Annotated in this window: 13 protein-coding genes; 9 read left to right on the top strand and 4 right to left on the bottom strand. The window is 59.5% G+C overall.

Annotated features, from left to right (window positions below; translation table 11 throughout):
- Positions 1-38: 38 nt before the first annotated feature.
- The 3 genes from PRI8871_RS02105 to PRI8871_RS02110 all read left to right on the top strand — a co-directional run bounded on the left by PRI8871_RS02105 (position 39) and on the right by PRI8871_RS02110 (position 2,143).
- Positions 39-818: a succinate dehydrogenase iron-sulfur subunit gene (locus PRI8871_RS02105; protein ID WP_108884521.1), complete on the top strand. Its 780-nt coding sequence runs from the start codon at positions 39-41 to the stop codon at positions 816-818.
- Between the two features lie 194 nt (positions 819-1,012).
- On the top strand, positions 1,013-1,171 hold the full coding sequence (locus PRI8871_RS19485) for a hypothetical protein (protein ID WP_181389344.1): 159 nt from the start codon (positions 1,013-1,015) through the stop codon (positions 1,169-1,171).
- Positions 1,172-1,297: 126 nt separating this feature from the next.
- A complete protein-coding gene (locus tag PRI8871_RS02110; protein ID WP_108884522.1) occupies positions 1,298-2,143 on the top strand; it encodes an urea carboxylase-associated family protein in 846 nt (281 codons plus the stop codon).
- A gap of 3 nt (positions 2,144-2,146) precedes the next feature.
- On the opposite strand, the gene glyA is transcribed toward PRI8871_RS02110, so the two are convergent.
- The 4 genes from glyA to PRI8871_RS02130 all read right to left on the bottom strand — a co-directional run bounded on the left by glyA (position 2,147) and on the right by PRI8871_RS02130 (position 6,701).
- Positions 2,147-3,469, bottom strand: a complete 1,323-nt coding sequence (gene glyA, locus PRI8871_RS02115; protein ID WP_108884523.1) for a serine hydroxymethyltransferase — start codon at positions 3,467-3,469, stop codon at positions 2,147-2,149.
- 96 nt (positions 3,470-3,565) lie between these two features.
- On the bottom strand, positions 3,566-4,282 hold the full coding sequence (deoD, locus tag PRI8871_RS02120) for a purine-nucleoside phosphorylase (RefSeq protein WP_108884524.1): 717 nt from the start codon (positions 4,280-4,282) through the stop codon (positions 3,566-3,568).
- Between the two features lies 1 nt (position 4,283).
- Entirely contained in the window at positions 4,284-4,592 is a 309-nt protein-coding gene (locus tag PRI8871_RS02125; RefSeq protein WP_108884525.1) for an H-NS histone family protein, read from the bottom strand.
- 135 nt (positions 4,593-4,727) lie between these two features.
- Positions 4,728-6,701, bottom strand: coding sequence for an ethylmalonyl-CoA mutase (locus tag PRI8871_RS02130; protein WP_108884526.1), 1,974 nt, complete (start codon positions 6,699-6,701; stop codon positions 4,728-4,730).
- Between the two features lie 217 nt (positions 6,702-6,918).
- On the opposite strand from PRI8871_RS02130, the gene PRI8871_RS02135 reads away from it, so the two are divergent.
- The 6 genes from PRI8871_RS02135 (at position 6,919) to PRI8871_RS02165 (ending at position 15,074) form a co-directional block, all read left to right on the top strand.
- A complete protein-coding gene (locus PRI8871_RS02135; RefSeq protein WP_108884527.1) occupies positions 6,919-8,265 on the top strand; it encodes a 1-acyl-sn-glycerol-3-phosphate acyltransferase in 1,347 nt (448 codons plus the stop codon).
- 156 nt (positions 8,266-8,421) lie between these two features.
- A complete protein-coding gene (gene ccrA / locus PRI8871_RS02140; protein ID WP_108884528.1) occupies positions 8,422-9,711 on the top strand; it encodes a crotonyl-CoA carboxylase/reductase in 1,290 nt (429 codons plus the stop codon).
- A gap of 443 nt (positions 9,712-10,154) precedes the next feature.
- Complete coding sequence (locus PRI8871_RS02150; protein ID WP_108884530.1) at positions 10,155-11,684, top strand: ATP-dependent DNA helicase; 1,530 nt, start codon at positions 10,155-10,157, stop codon at positions 11,682-11,684.
- A gap of 90 nt (positions 11,685-11,774) precedes the next feature.
- Positions 11,775-13,406: a long-chain-fatty-acid--CoA ligase gene (locus PRI8871_RS02155; protein WP_108885179.1), complete on the top strand. Its 1,632-nt coding sequence runs from the start codon at positions 11,775-11,777 to the stop codon at positions 13,404-13,406.
- Entirely contained in the window at positions 13,396-13,836 is a 441-nt protein-coding gene (locus tag PRI8871_RS02160) for a MaoC family dehydratase (protein ID WP_108884531.1), read from the top strand. The genes PRI8871_RS02155 and PRI8871_RS02160 overlap by 11 nt, the downstream gene beginning before the upstream one ends.
- A gap of 2 nt (positions 13,837-13,838) precedes the next feature.
- Positions 13,839-15,074 carry an acyl-CoA dehydrogenase family protein gene (locus tag PRI8871_RS02165; protein ID WP_108884532.1) on the top strand — a complete coding sequence of 412 codons (1,236 nt, stop codon included), beginning with the start codon at positions 13,839-13,841 and terminating at the stop codon, positions 15,072-15,074.
- Positions 15,075-15,076: the final 2 nt, after the last annotated feature.

Genomic DNA, 15,076 nt, shown 5'->3' on the forward strand with positions numbered 1-15,076 from the left:
CTATCGCCCAGGAAGCACTTACCCCAGAGGAGAACGACATGGTTCAGTTCACGCTCCCTAAGAACTCACGGATCCGCACGGGCAAGACCTGGCCCAAGCCGGAAGGCGCGACCAACGTCCGCAAGTTCAAGATCTATCGCTGGAACCCCGATGACGGTGAAAACCCGCGGGTGGATACGTATTTCCTGGATATGGACAAGTGCGGCCCGATGATCCTGGACGCGCTGATCAAGATCAAGAATGAGATCGATCCGACGCTGACCTTCCGCCGGTCCTGCCGCGAAGGGATCTGCGGATCTTGTGCGATGAACATCGACGGCCGCAACACGCTGGCCTGTATCTTTGGTCTGGATGAGGTCAAAGGCGATGTCACCATCTACCCGCTGCCGCACATGCCGGTCATCAAAGACCTGATCCCCGATCTGACGCATTTCTATGCGCAGCACGCTTCGATTATGCCGTGGCTGGAAACCAAAACCAACCGCCCCGCGAAAGAGTGGAAGCAGTCGATCGAAGACCGCAAGAAACTCGACGGTCTGTATGAATGCGTGATGTGCGCCTCGTGCTCGACCTCGTGCCCCAGCTACTGGTGGAACGGCGATCGGTATCTTGGACCGGCCGCGCTGTTGCATGCCTATCGCTGGATCATCGACAGCCGCGATGAAGCCACGGGCGAGCGTTTGGATGAATTGGAAGATCCGTTCAAACTGTATCGCTGCCACACCATCATGAACTGCGCGCAGACCTGCCCGAAGGGTCTGAACCCGGCGCTGGCGATTGCCGAAATCAAGAAGATGATGGTGGACCGCGCCTACTAAGGCATGCCCCATACCCATGCGAAAGCCCGGCCATTGTGCCGGGCTTTTTGTTGACCAAAGGTAAACTCGCCTGAAAACAGTAGGTTATGCGTATAGGGCAAAGCGCCTCTGCCCATTTGGCGGATTACATCGGCGCGAAAAGGGCGCACATATCCCGCCGAGGGAGGAACCACTGTCAATCTAGGATCCGACCCATGGACCATTCCGACAATCGTTCCGCTATTTCCGCGCAAGACGCGCTGGATATTCTAGAAGCGGCCTTCGCCTATTATTCGCCCGAACCTCAGCCGGTTCATCAGGACGATACAAACGACACCGTCCAGCCCTACGTGGAATATTACCAGGCGGCGTAATCCGCGTTTCAGCGTCCCGTTTCGGGGTCGGTGTTCGAAACGGCGCTGATCTGTTTGCGGTGGGGAGGGGCTTCTTTCCCCGCCTTTTTCATGTTTGGGTGCGGGGGCAATATAAGGACATTGGTCATGAGCCTGCCCCCAGAAGATGCCGAAGCCCGCCGCGCGGTTGCACCTGTGATCTGCTATCCGACCGAAACCCTGCCGCAGCCTGATATGGCGCTTTATGCCGCCGCGCTGGCGGGGGCAGAAGAAGTGGACAAGATCCGGGCCGCCCCGCGAGATGCCGCTTGTTTTGAGGTTCCTGCTGGCCATTTCTTTCGCATCGACAGTGTTGAAGGCCCGCAAGTGGGGGATTTGAACCTGTGGAACGCCCGTGACCTGTCTGAACGGTTCTATTCCGGCAAGACCCGCGCCTTGCACGGAACGCATGTCACGACGGGTGACCGGCTATGGTCGTCCTTTCCGAACTTGCGGCCCATGGCGACCATCGTCGCAGATACGCTGGACTGGTATGGGATCGATGCCTTTGGTGGGTCCGTGCATGACGTGATTGGCACGCGCTGCGATCCCTACACCGGGGCGCTGTTGTCGGGGCAGGCGTACCATCATTGCTGCCATTCCAACCTGACACGCGCTTTGGCGACGTGGCTGGATTGCCCGGTGCATGAGGCCGAACCGCATATCCATGATGTGCTGAACGTGTTCATGTGCACCGGCTTTACCCGCGACACCGGCCAGTATTTCATGAAGGCCAGCCCGGTGCGGCCCGGCGATCATCTGACCTTTCTGGCCGAGATCGATTTGCTAGGCGCCCTCAGTGCCTGTCCGGGTGGGGATTGCAGCGCCGAGCATTCGTCCGACACCGCGCAATGCCACCCGCTAGAGGTGACCATTCTGCGGCCCAAAGCAGGGGCGTTGGACCGGTGGGTGCGGCCCAAGCCCAATGCCTATGACCGCAGCCATGGGGTCTAGCCCTTAGCTGTGGATGAAATGCACCCGGTCAAAGCTGCGCCGCCAGTTGGCCACTTCGGCGGCAATCGAGCTGGCGTCGTTGCCGCGCAGCCCGCGCGCGATTAGGCCAGCCAAGCGCGGCATGTCATCCGCCGTCATGCCCCAGCGGACCAATTCCGGCGTGCCAATCCGCAGCCCGTTCATGTCGCCCGCGACGGGGGGGAGGGGCAGGCCGATGCCGCAGGCCAGGAAACCGGAATTGGCCAGCGTTTTCGATGCGGCCTGACCGCCACCATAGCCTTCGGCCACAACGGCGAATTGGTGCGATTTGGTAAAGCCGCGCCCGGCCGCGAATACCGGAACACCGTGATCCGACAGCGCCACGGCCAAGGCCTGCGCGGTTTCGATCATCGCAGTTGAATAGGCCGCGCCGTAGTCGCGCCAGTCCAGCATGGTCATGGCCAGCGCCGCGCTTTTGGCCACGTCGAAATTGGCTGTCATGCCGGGAAAAGCGATGTGGTCCAGTCGCTCTGCGATCTCCGCATTATTCGTGACGATCAAGCCTGAGGGCGGGCCGCCAAGGCTTTTGTAGGTGCTCATCGTCATCAGATGTGCGCCTTCGGCCAATGGGTTGGGCCAGGCGCCGCCTGCGATCACCCCGCATTGATGGGCCGCGTCAAACAGCAGCTTTGCGCCCACCTCGTCGGCAATGGCGCGCAGTTCCGCCACCGGATGGGGGAATAGGTTCAGCGATCCGCCAATGGTGATCAGCTTGGGGCGCACCCGCTGGGCCAAGCTGCGAAGTGCGTCCAGATCGACGGTATAGCCGTCTTCATTCACCGGGGCGTCATGCGTGATCAGCCCATAAAGCCCCGCGCATCCATCCGAGTGATGGGTCACATGGCCGCCAATGCTGCCGGGTGGGGCGATGATGGCGTCGCCGGGGCGGGTCAGCGCCATGAAGGCATATAGATTGGCCAAAGCGCCCGACGGCACCCGAATTTCGGCATAGTCAGCCTTGAACACCTCGGCGCAGAGTTCGGCGCAAATCACCTCGATGTCCTGAATGGCATTCAGCCCGGTTTCGTATTTGTCGCCCGGATAGCCCAGCGATGGCCGCGTTCCCAGACCGCTGGCCAATAGTGCCTCGGCCCGTGGGTTCATCACATTGGTCGCGGGATTGAGGTTAAAGAAATCGCGTTCGTGGATCTGGCGGTTTGTCTGCGCCAATGCCTCAAGCCGCTGCGCGATGTCGGTAGATGTGGCCTTTGCCGTTTGATCGGCGACGGATTGGACAAGTGTTTCGCTGGGTTCGGGAACCCAAGAACGGGGCGTCAGGCGCGGCATGGCGATCTCCTGTGATGGTCAGGATAAGTTTGCGCTGCCGATGTCCAAGTGCAAGACCTATGACAGCAAAACGGCCCCCGAAGGGGCCGCCGCTGTTTACTTGGCTGAATTTGGAAAAGCTGCCCTAAGGGCAATTTCCACCATATCGCCGAAACTTTTTTCGCGTTGGTCTGACGGCAGGGCCTCATGCGTTTGCAAATGGTCCGATACCGTCAGAATTGCCAGCGCACGCACGCTATAACGGGCCGCAAGGTTATAAAGCTCAGCCGCTTCCATCTCGACGCCCAAGACGCCATGGCGCGTTAGTTGTTCATTCAAGTCGGGGCGCTCATCATAAAAAACGTCCGATGAATAAATACCGCCAACATGCACACCGACCTTTGTATCGGCGGTTGCATCATATGCAGCTTTTAGAAGGGACCAATCTGCGCAGGGCGCAAAATTCATCTCTTTGAAAATGCCGCTGCTGGGCGTGGATAGCGATGTTGCGGTCATCGCCAGAATAACGTCGCGAATTTTGACCTGCGGCTGCATTCCGCCGCAAGACCCAATGCGGATCAGAGTTTTTGCCCCATAATCGCGGATCAGTTCATTCGCGTAGATGGATAGGGACGGCATACCCATGCCCGATCCATGGATCGTGACCCGGTTGCCGTTCCAAAACCCGGTGTACCCCAGCATCCCCCTGACTTCATTGACCAGTTTGGCATCAGTCAGAAAGGTTTCTGCGGCCCACCGGGCCCGGTATGGATCGCCCGGCATCAGCACCGTTTCGGCAATATCTCCGGGCGCGGCACCAATGTGGACTGTCATATCAGATTTCCATTTCGTCCATGGATTTGCCGGCGGCCAACGCCTCAATCACCCAGCCGGGTTTACGACCACGGCCCGTCCAGGTTTGTTCGAGGTTGGCAGGGTTGCGGTATTTGGGGGCGCCTTTGCTGCCACCTTTACCTTCTTCCAAAAGATCACCCAGTGTGTAGCCGAATTCTTTCGCAATGCTTTCCGCCGCTTTCTTGGCTTCAGCTTTGCGGCGCACGTCGATGGTTTTGAGTGCTTTATCGACGTCCGCTTTCAGTTTTTCGAGTTCTTCTTTCGAGAGAGATTCAAGATCAATATTCATAGATGTCTCCTTCATGCCTTGATGTTTGGCAAAAAGGAAAAAGTTTCAAGGGGTCTTTTGTGACAGGTTACGCAAATATGACAACGCGCCCCGAATAAAGATATCCGGGGTGACGCTAATTAGGATGAAATCCGCTTATTCGGCTGCGACGGCCTTAGGATCTACCAATTCGATGATGTCGCGCATGATGGTGTTCAACTCAAAGTCTTTGGGCGTATAAACACGCGCCACGCCCATTCCCAAAAGTCGCTGTGCATCTTCGTCGGGGATAATGCCGCCGACGATCACGGGAACGCTGCCAAGGCCGGCATCGCGCATCCGCTGCATCAATTCTTCGACCAGCGGCACGTGACTGCCCGACAGGATCGACACGCCAACCACATGCGCCTCGTTATCAATTGCCGAGGTGACGATTTGTTCGGGCGTCAGGCGGATGCCGTCATATTCAATGTCCATGCCGCAATCGCGGGCGCGGAAGGCGATTTGTTCAGCACCGTTCGAGTGGCCATCAAGGCCGGGCTTGCCCACAAGGAACTTCAGGCGGCGGCCCAGCTTGTCGCTGACCGCATCCACAGCATCGCGCAGATCGTCCAAGCCTTCGGTCTTGTTCGACACGGATTTCGAAACGCCGGTCGGGCCGCGATATTCGCCATGGATCACACGCATTTGCGCGGCCCATTCGCCCGTCGTCACGCCTGCCTTGGCGCAAGCGATCGAGGCGGGCATAACGTTTTCACCTTTGTTCGCCGCTTCGCGCAGGGCGGCAAGGGCGGCCTTTACGGCGGCGGCGTCGCGCTCGCTGCGCCATTCATTCAGCCGGGTGATTTGCTCCTGCTCAACGGCCGGATCAACAACCATGATGCCGCCATCTGCAGTTTGCAGCGGGCTCGGCTCGCCCTCGGTCCATTTGTTCACGCCCACAACGATGGTGTCATTGCGTTCGATCTTGTTCAGACGTTCGGCGTTGCTGTCGACCAGACGGCCCTTCATGTACTCAATCGAGCCAATCGCGCCGCCCATGGCGTCAAGGTTCGCCAGTTCGGCCCGTGCACCTTCTTTCAGCGCCTCGACCTTGCGATCAACCGCCGGGTTGCCGTCGAACAGGTCGTCGTATTCCAGAAGGTCGGTTTCATAGGCCAGGATCTGCTGCATCCGCATCGACCACTGCTGATCCCACGGGCGGGGCAGGCCAAGTGCTTCGTTCCATGCGGGCAATTGCACGGCGCGGGCGCGGGCCTTTTTCGACAGGGTGACGGCCAGCATCTCAATCAGGATGCGGTAGACGTTGTTTTCGGGCTGCTGTTCGGTCAGGCCAAGGCTGTTGACCTGCACGCCATAGCGGAAGCGGCGGGCCTTGGCGTCGGTCACGCCGTAGCGGTCTTGCAGGATTTCGTCCCACAGATCGACGAAGGCGCGCATTTTGCACATCTCGGTCACGAACCGGATGCCCGCGTTCACAAAGAACGAAATCCGGCCACACAGCGCCGGGAAGTCCGCCGGATCAACGCGCGGCTTCAGCTCGTCCAGAACGGCAATCGCGGTGGCCAGGGCAAAGGACAGTTCCTGTTCAGGCGTGGCGCCGGCCTCTTGCAGGTGGTAGGAACACACGTTCATCGGGTTCCATTTCGGCACATTGGTATAGCAATATTCAGCCACGTCCCCGATCATCTTCAGCGACGGTTTCGGCGGGCAGATATAGGTGCCACGCGACAGGTATTCCTTGATCAGATCGTTCTGCACCGTGCCTTGCAGCTTGGTGACGTCGGCGCCTTGTTCCTCGGCCACGGCGATATACAGCGACAGCAACCAAGGCGCGGTGGCGTTGATCGTCATCGAGGTGTTCATCTGTTCCAGCGGGATCTGGTCGAACAGAGTGCGCATATCGCCAAGGTGACACACCGGAACGCCCACCTTGCCCACTTCGCCGCGCGCCAGAACGTGGTCGCTGTCGTATCCGGTCTGGGTTGGCAGATCGAAGGCCACGGATAGCCCGGTCTGCCCCTTGGACAGGTTGTTGCGATACAGCGCGTTTGAGGCCTTGGCGGTCGAGTGACCGGCATAGGTGCGGATCAGCCAGGGGCGGTCACGGGTCACGGTGGTCTCGGTCATTTGGCCCTCTTGAATCGGTTAGGCAATTTTATTGCGTAATGACGTGGATAGGCGAAAGATTATACCGTTGTCAATTCGCTGCATTGCGGCAAGGTCTGGTTCCGGTCATTTTGCGCCGCAACGCGGCATCCCCGCAACGAATTCCTGCATCTAAGGACAATCTATCGCGGCAAGCGTTGGGCTTGCCGGGGGGCGTGTTCCCTGCCAACGTCGCCCCATGACTCAGACCGTGACTTTGCCTGTATGGTTGTTTGTGTTGATGGTGCTGTTCGCGGCCGTCACTTTCGCATCGCATTTCCTGTTCCCATCGGTACGCTGGTTCTTCCGCCGCCGGATGGAACGCGCCGTCGCCCGGCTGAACACCCGGCTTGAACGCCCGATCCAGCCGTTCAAGCTTTTGCGGCGGCACGACATGATCCAGCGGCTGGTCTATGATCCGACCGTCACGGCGGCCATTGTGGCCCATGCCAAGGAGCAGGGCGTGCCCGAGGATGTGGCTTTCCAACACGCCAAGGCCTATGCGCGGGAAATCGTGCCCGCCTTTTCGGCCTTTGCCTATTTCGGCTTCGCCATTCGCGCCGCCCGCTGGCTGGGGCAATCGCTCTATCGTGTGCGCATCGGCCATTTCGATGAACCTGCGCTGCGGGCGGTCGAACGGGATGCGACGGTTGTCTTTGTAATGAACCACCGGTCCAACATGGATTACGTTCTGGTCACCTTTCTGGCGGCGGAACGGTCGGCGCTGTCTTACGCAGTGGGTGAATGGGCGCAGGTTTGGCCTTTATCGCGGCTGATTAAGGCCATGGGGGCTTATTTCATTCGCCGCAAATCGCGCAACGCGCTCTATCGTGCGGTCTTGGCGCGGTATGTCCAAATGGCGACCGCTGGCGGCGTGGCGCAAGCGATCTTCCCCGAAGGGGGGCTTTCGCTGACGGGCGCACCGGCGCAGCCCAAGCTGGGATTGCTGAAATACATCACCGACGGCGCGGACCTGAGCCAGCGCGACGTGGTGTTTGTGCCGGTGGCGCTGAACTATGACCGGGTGCTGGAAGATGGCATTCTGGTCAAGGCGGACCTGTCGGGCGAGCGGCGGTTTGAGGCGCGGATCAGCCGGGTGGCACGGGCCACGCTGCGCCAGATGTGGCTGCGCATCACCGGGCGGTTTCATCGGTTTGGCTATGCGGCGGTCAGCTTTGGCGCGCCGCTGTCCTTGCGGTCTCGCCCCGATCTGGCGGCCGAGCCTGAGACGTTGGCATTGGATCTGATGGGCCGCATTTCGCGGATTGTCCCGGTCTTGCCGGTGCCGCTGGTGTCTTATGTCCTTCTGCAACGCGGTACCACCAAGACCGACGAATTGGAGGCCCTGGTCGCCGCAGCGCTGGAACAACTTGAAGACGCGCATGTGCATATGCCCCGCTCGGACGTGGCCTATGCCGCCAAAGTGGGTTTGCGTGCCCTTACGGAACGCGGAATGGTCACCGAAGAGGAAGAATTCTTGCGCGTTTCGCCGCAAGCGCGTGATCTCGTTCAGTTTTATGCCCGGTCCATCGCTCATTTGTTCTGATTTTCTGCGGATGCATTGGGATTTTCTGCATCTGCTGGGTTATAAAATTACAAAAATGCGGCAAATGTTGTTGCAAAATTTCACGGCCAGTTTTATTTCCTAATCAAACGCCGCGATTCTGCATTGCGGCACAGATTGAAAAAACAGGAGGCCCCCATGGCACTGGACACGCAAACCGGGATCGCTGACTACGAGGCACCGGAAAAGGATCTCTACGAGGTTGGTGAAATGCCGCCCCTCGGCTATGTTCCGAAGAAGATGTACGCTTGGGCCATCCGGCGTGACCGCCATGGCGAGCCGGAACAGTCCTTCAAGAAAGAAGTCGTGGACACCTGGGAAATCGACAGCCACGAAGTGCTGGTTCTGGTGATGGCCGCAGGCGTGAACTACAACGGCGTTTGGGCCGGTCTGGGCAAGCCGATTTCGCCGTTCGACGTGCATGGCCAAGACTACCATATCGCCGGTTCCGACGCGTCGGGCATCGTTTGGCAGGTCGGCTCGGCTGTGAAAAACTGGAAAGTGGGCGACGAGGTTGTCATTCACTGTAACCAGGACGACGGCGACGACGAAGAATGCAACGGCGGCGATCCGATGTTCTCGCCGACGCAGCGGATCTGGGGTTATGAAACCGGCGACGGCTCGTTCGCTCAGTTCACCAAGGTGCAGGCCCAGCAGCTGATGCCGCGCCCCAAGCACCTGACTTGGGAAGAGTCGGCTTGCTACACGCTGACGCTGGCCACCGCTTACCGTATGCTGTTTGGTCACCATCCGCATGAACTGCGTCCGGGCCAGAACGTTCTGGTTTGGGGCGCGTCGGGCGGTCTGGGATCTTATGCGATCCAGCTGGCCAACACCGCCGGGGCCAACGCGATTGGCGTGATCTCGGATGAATCCAAGCGTGATTTCGTGATGGCGCAGGGTGCCAAAGGCGTGATCAACCGCAAGGACTTTGATTGCTGGGGTCAACTGCCGACCGTGAACTCGCCCGAATATAACGCGTGGCTGAAAGAAGCGCGCAAGTTCGGCAAGGCGATCTGGGACATCACCGGCAAAGGTGTGAACGTTGACATGGTCTTCGAACACCCCGGCGAGGCGACGTTCCCGGTGTCGACCCTGATCGTGAAAAAGGGCGGGATCGTCGTGATCTGCGCGGGCACCTCGGGTTTCAACTGTACCTTTGACGTGCGCTACATGTGGATGCACCAGAAGCGCCTTCAGGGCTCGCACTTTGCGAACCTCAAGCAGGCCGCGTCGGCCAACCGCCTGATGATTGAGCGCCGCCTTGATCCGTGCATGTCCGAAGTTTTCCCGTGGGAAGAAATCCCGCAGGCGCACACGATGATGCTGCGCAACCAGCACAAGCCGGGCAACATGGCGGTTCTGGTTCAGGCCCCGAAAACCGGCCTGCGCACCTTCGAAGACGCGCTGGCCGCTGGCCCGAAGTAAACATAAGGATCGACAGATCCTAACAAAGTTTGAATGCCCGCATCCTCGGATCGCGGGCATTTTATTTATATTGCTTTGGGATTTTTCTCGCTATTTGGCCGCGCGGCGATATGGTGGGTATGCCTTTGCTTGAATGCATCTTATGGTTGTGTTTGAATTGGCTTGCCCGGTTAGAAGGATTTCATAATGAGGCATGACTGGATTCTGGATGTGCTAACGGATCTCAGAACGTTTGCTGGGGCAAACGGCCTGCCGGATCTTGCACAGCAGCTGGATCTGGCAAGGACCGTCGCCGCGCGTGAGGCGGCGGTGCAGGGACAGGTAAGCGCAATATCGCCGCCATCTTCACAAGGCGGACCCATGTGAATTTCATTCAGGCTGAACTGCCCGTACCGGCGTTCTGAGGGCTGGCGCCCGTTCCGGTGCGGCTGTACTGTCCGCGCATGACGGCAGTTACATTTTCCGACGATCAGGCTCAGGCCTACGACAGTGTCAGCGAAATGCTGGAACGCGCAGGCATTCAGCTTGGCGATGGGCTGTTGATGCCGCCGCGCGGCACCACGTCTGAGGTCATGGCCGTGATCGGTAAGGCGGGATCGGGCAAAACCCTGCTTCTGGCCGAACTCTACAAAGCGTTGGCCGCCGCCGGGGTTGAGTTGGTGTCGGGCGATTACGAAAGCAAACGCGCCAAGGAACGCCGTTCGCTGGCCATTCTGGCCCCCACGAACAAGGCCGCAAGCGTGTTGCGCAATCGCGGGGTTCCGGCCACGACCATCCACCGCATTCTATACACGCCGGTCTATGACCCGATGTATGAAAGCATCGCGGAATGGCTGCTTGGCAACGAAGACCGCCCCGAAATCGAAGGTCTGGCCGATGAGGCGCTGGACCGCGCCGAGGCATCGTTCCAACTGCATAAATCCATGCCCGCGGCCCTAGCGGCGGCGGGGCTGCGCGGGTCTGACTTTATCACCGGCTGGAAACGGCGCGAAGATCCGCTTGATATCGGCTTTGTCGACGAAGCCTCGATGCTGGACAAACGTCAGTTCGAAGACCTGCAAGAGATTTTCCCGAACCTTTTGCTGTTTGGCGATCCGGCGCAGTTGGCCCCGGTCAACCAGTCCGGGGAAATGATGTTTGAATCGCTGCAAGAGTCGCAAAAATTGCATCTTGAGCGGATTCACCGGCAGGACGCGGACAACCCAATTCTGGATCTGGCCCACGCGCTGGCCGACCCGATGGTGGATTTCTACCGCTTCGAAAAGATGGTCCAAGAGGCTGCGGCGAAGGATGATCGCGTGGTCTGGGGCCAGCGGGTAGAGGTGGATCTGATGTCCCGTTCGCCTGTGCTGGTCTGGCGCAATGCCACGCGCATTCGGCTGATCAATGCCTTCCGCCATGTCTATGACGCGCCCGAGGATGAGCTGTTGGAAGGCGAGCCGCTGATCTGCGACGGGATCGAATTGCCGCTAAAGCACCGCAAGAAACGCCAAGACCTTGAGGCGCGTGGCCTGATCAAGGGCGCGCAGGTGGTCTATCTGGGGCCGGGCCGCAAACCGGGCTTTTCCCGCCTGCACGTCTTTGGCGCACAAGAGCCGCAGGTCTCGGCCGCGTCGATCGTCAAAATCGAAAAGCCGGATGAGGAAGAACCCTTTATCCCATTTGCAGCGCGGATGGGCGCGACCTTTCTGCATGGCGCGGCCTGCACCATCCATAAAGCGCAAGGCAGCCAGTGGGATACGGTTCAGGTCTTCGCCCCCGATCTGGAAATTGCCGCCCGCATGGGCCGGGTTGAGGCGGGCCAGCCCCTGTGGAAGCGGCTGGCCTATGTCGCCATCACCCGTGCGCAGGAACGGCTGATCTGGGTTGTGCGGTCGCGCCTTGCCAAACCGACCGGACCGCTGCGGGTGGATGACCTGCGCGCGCAGCCGGCCGCCGCCCTGACGCTGAATGCCTCAGAGTTGGACGTGTAACGCAACGTTTCCAAAAAAGATTTCTGTTGCACCTCGCCCCGCATCTCCGCAGTCTTGCCAGACCACGTGCTGATGGTTTGGGAGGGCCGGATGCAAGCGATGATGATGAACCAACCGCTGTCGATCATTGAAATCCTGCGGTATGCCGCCGGGGGCCATCCCGGAGCCGGGATCGTTTCGGTGCGCACCGAAGGCGATATTCACCGGCAAACCTATGCGCAGACCTATAAGCGCGTCGCGCAATTGTCCCATGCTTTGGGCAAACTTGGCGTGCAGGAAGGCGACCGCGTCGCGACGCTGGCTTGGAACGGATATCGGCATTTCGAACTCTACTATGCCACGGCCGGGATCGGGGCAGTGTGCCACACGATCAACCCGCGCCTGTCCGCTGAACAGATGCTCTATATTATCAAGCACGCGGACGACCATGTTCTGTGCCTTGATGTCACCTTTGTCCCGCTGATTGAGGCTTTGGCCGAACATCTGCCGTCGGATTTGGTGTTCGTGCTGATGACCGACCGGGCGCATATGCCCGAAAGCCAGATCGACTTCCTGTGCTATGAAGATCTGATCGCGGATCAACCCGATATTTATGACTGGCCGAACCTGCCGGAAAACGCCGCCGCCGGTTTGTGCTATACCTCGGGCACGACGGGCCACCCCAAGGGCGCGCTTTATTCGCACCGCTCGACCGTGTTGCATGCGTTTTCGGTGGCTGTCGCCCTGTCCAAAAGCCTGACCGAAGGCGGGCGTATTCTACCGGTGGTTCCGCTATTCCACGTCAACGCTTGGGGGCTGCCCTATGCTGCGCCGTTGACGGGCGCGTCGTTGATCATGCCGGGGCCGAAACTGGATGGGCCGTCGCTGTTTTCCTTGATGGATAGCGAAAGCGTCACCTCTGCTTGGGGCGTGCCAACCGTTTGGCAAGGCCTGCGGGCCGAGATCGTGAGCCAAGGGCGCAATCCCAATGGCTTGTCTCAGGTCGTGATCGGCGGATCCGCCGCGCCGCGGTCGATGATCGAAGGGTTTGAAAAATCGGGGGTCGAGGTTTGCCACGCATGGGGCATGACCGAAATGTCGCCCGTTGGCACCCATGGCCTGCTGTCTGAGCCGCAGCGCAAACTGCCCTACGAAGAGCAGATGCGCCTGAAGTCGAAACAGGGCCGCCGCCTGTTCGGGGTTGAATTGAAGATCGTCGATGACCACGGTAATCCGCTGCCCCATGATGGCAAAGCCAGTGGCGAGCTTTTCGTGCGGGGCAACACGGTGATCGCCGGGTATTTCCACAACTCTGATGCCACCGCCGATGCCTTTGACCATGATGGCTGGTTCGGCACGGGCGATATCGCAAGCATTGATGACATGGGCTTTCTGACCATTCAGGACCGGTCCAAGGATCTGATTAAATCGGGCGGTGAATGGATCAGCTCGATTGATCTTGAAAACATCGTGATGGCCCATCCCAAGGTGGCCAGCTGCGCGGTGATTGCCGTTGCCCATCCCAAATGGGACGAACGCCCGCTGTTGGTTGTGGTCCCGGCTGGTGATGACCGGCCCACGCTGGACGAGTTGCACGAAGCGCTTCTAGAGCATGTCGCCAAGTGGCAATTGCCCGATGACATGGTGTTTGTCGAAAGCCTTCCACTGACCGCGACTGGCAAAGTGTCAAAGCTGACCCTGCGCCAGAAATTCGGAGATCATAAGCTTCCCGATGTCGATTGAGATCTTCCAAAACTTCGCGCCTGCAACTTCGAACTGGCACATGATCGATCAGGCGCGGATTGATGCCTTTGCCGATGTTACGAACGACCATCAGTTCATTCACGTCGACCCGGTTAAAGCGGCGGAAACCCCCTTGGGCGGGACCATCGCCCACGGCTATCTGACGCTGTCGATGTTGGCCACGATGGCCTATGACATCATGCCGGATTTGCCCGACTCCTCGATGGGGCTGAATTATGGGCTGAACAAGGTGCGCTTTCTGTCGCCGGTCCGGTCCGGCAAGCGCATCCGAGGCCGCTATGAGGTGGCCCGCTGTGATCAGAAAGATGGCCGCTTAACCATCGAATGGCTGGTGACGGTCGAGATTGAGGGCGAGGAGCGCCCTGCGCTGGTCGCCGAATGGATTAACCTTTTTATCTTGGAGGCCTGAGTATGGATCTTGGGATAACCGACCGCGTTCGCCCGCTTATCGATCAAGTGCGCGCTATGGTCGAAAATGAAATCGCGCCCTTGGATGCGGAATTTCACGCCGAAGTGGGCAAGCACCCCTCGGGCGACCGGTTCCAACACACCGCCCGGCAGTTGGAAATTCTGGACGGGCTGAAGGCCAAGGCTAAAGAACGCGGGCTGTGGAACTTCTGGCTGACCGATAGTGATCGCGGCTTTGGCCTGACCACGGTGGAATATGCCTATCTGGCCGAGGAAATGGGCAAGGTCCATATCGCCGCCGAGGTGTTCAACTGCAACGCGCCCGACACTGGCAACATGGAAGTGCTAGAGCGCTACGGCGAGCAATGGATGAAGGACAAGTGGCTGAAGCCCTTGCTGAATGGCGATATCCGGTCCTCCTATGTGATGACCGAACCGAACCTTGCCTCTTCTGACGCGGCGCAATTGGCGTTCGAGGCCAAGCGCGATGGGGATGATTTCATCCTGAACGGCGAAAAATGGTGGATCAGCGGGGCAGGGGATCCGCGCTGCGGGCTGTACATCCTGATGGCCTGCACCGACCCGGACGCCGCCAAGCACAGCCGCCATACGATGTTCGTGCTCGACCCCGACGCGCCGGGGATCGAGGTGCTGCGCCCGATGACGGTGTTCGGCGCCGATGACGCGCCGCATGGTCATATGCACATCCGGTTCACAGACGTCCGCGTGCCTGCCAAGAACATCGTTTCGGGCGAAGGGCGCGGGTTTGAAGTGGCGCAAGGCCGTCTTGGGCCGGGCCGTATTCACCACTGTATGCGCGCCATCGGTCAGGCCGAAAAAGCGCTGGAAATGATGTGCCGCCGCGGGCTGGACCGTGAAGCCTTTGGCAAGCAGATTGCCCATCTTGGCGCGAACTATGACATCATCGCCAATGCCCGAATGGAGATCGAAATGGCCCGTCTTCTGTGCCTGAAAGCGGCATGGATGATGGACACCGCAGGCGTGCGGGCCGCGCAGCCGTGGATTTCCAAAATCAAGGTCGTCGCCCCCCTGATGGCGGGCAAGGTCATTGACGAGGCGATGCAATTGCATGGCGCCGCCGGGATCAGTCAGGATTTCAATTTGGCCAATATGTGGACCCACGTCCGCACCCTACGCTTTGCCGATGGCCCCGATGCGGTGCATCGCCGTCAGGTCGCGCGGGCCGAGCTGCGCAAGCACACCAACGAAAAGGTCTAAGG

Origin of the sequence: Pseudoprimorskyibacter insulae (assembly GCF_900302505.1) — a bacterium.
Classification (GTDB): domain Bacteria; phylum Pseudomonadota; class Alphaproteobacteria; order Rhodobacterales; family Rhodobacteraceae; genus Pseudoprimorskyibacter; species Pseudoprimorskyibacter insulae.

Bases quoted from the DNA above. Each gene is read 5' to 3' on its own strand.
- PRI8871_RS02105 (WP_108884521.1), top strand. From the start codon at position 39: ATGGTTCAGTTCACGCTCCCTAAGAACTCACGGATCCGCACGGGCAAG.
- glyA (WP_108884523.1), bottom strand. From the start codon at position 3,469: ATGCCGCGCCTGACGCCCCGTTCTTGGGTTCCCGAACCCAGCGAAACA.
- PRI8871_RS02110 (WP_108884522.1), top strand. From the start codon at position 1,298: ATGAGCCTGCCCCCAGAAGATGCCGAAGCCCGCCGCGCGGTTGCACCT.
- PRI8871_RS02135 (WP_108884527.1), top strand. From the start codon at position 6,919: ATGACTCAGACCGTGACTTTGCCTGTATGGTTGTTTGTGTTGATGGTG.
- PRI8871_RS02160 (WP_108884531.1), top strand. From the start codon at position 13,396: ATGTCGATTGAGATCTTCCAAAACTTCGCGCCTGCAACTTCGAACTGG.
- ccrA (WP_108884528.1), top strand. From the start codon at position 8,422: ATGGCACTGGACACGCAAACCGGGATCGCTGACTACGAGGCACCGGAA.
- PRI8871_RS02155 (WP_108885179.1), top strand. From the start codon at position 11,775: ATGCAAGCGATGATGATGAACCAACCGCTGTCGATCATTGAAATCCTG.
- deoD (WP_108884524.1), bottom strand. From the start codon at position 4,282: ATGACAGTCCACATTGGTGCCGCGCCCGGAGATATTGCCGAAACGGTG.
- PRI8871_RS02125 (WP_108884525.1), bottom strand. From the start codon at position 4,592: ATGAATATTGATCTTGAATCTCTCTCGAAAGAAGAACTCGAAAAACTG.
- PRI8871_RS02165 (WP_108884532.1), top strand. From the start codon at position 13,839: ATGGATCTTGGGATAACCGACCGCGTTCGCCCGCTTATCGATCAAGTG.
- PRI8871_RS02150 (WP_108884530.1), top strand. From the start codon at position 10,155: ATGACGGCAGTTACATTTTCCGACGATCAGGCTCAGGCCTACGACAGT.
- PRI8871_RS19485 (WP_181389344.1), top strand. From the start codon at position 1,013: ATGGACCATTCCGACAATCGTTCCGCTATTTCCGCGCAAGACGCGCTG.
- PRI8871_RS02130 (WP_108884526.1), bottom strand. From the start codon at position 6,701: ATGACCGAGACCACCGTGACCCGTGACCGCCCCTGGCTGATCCGCACC.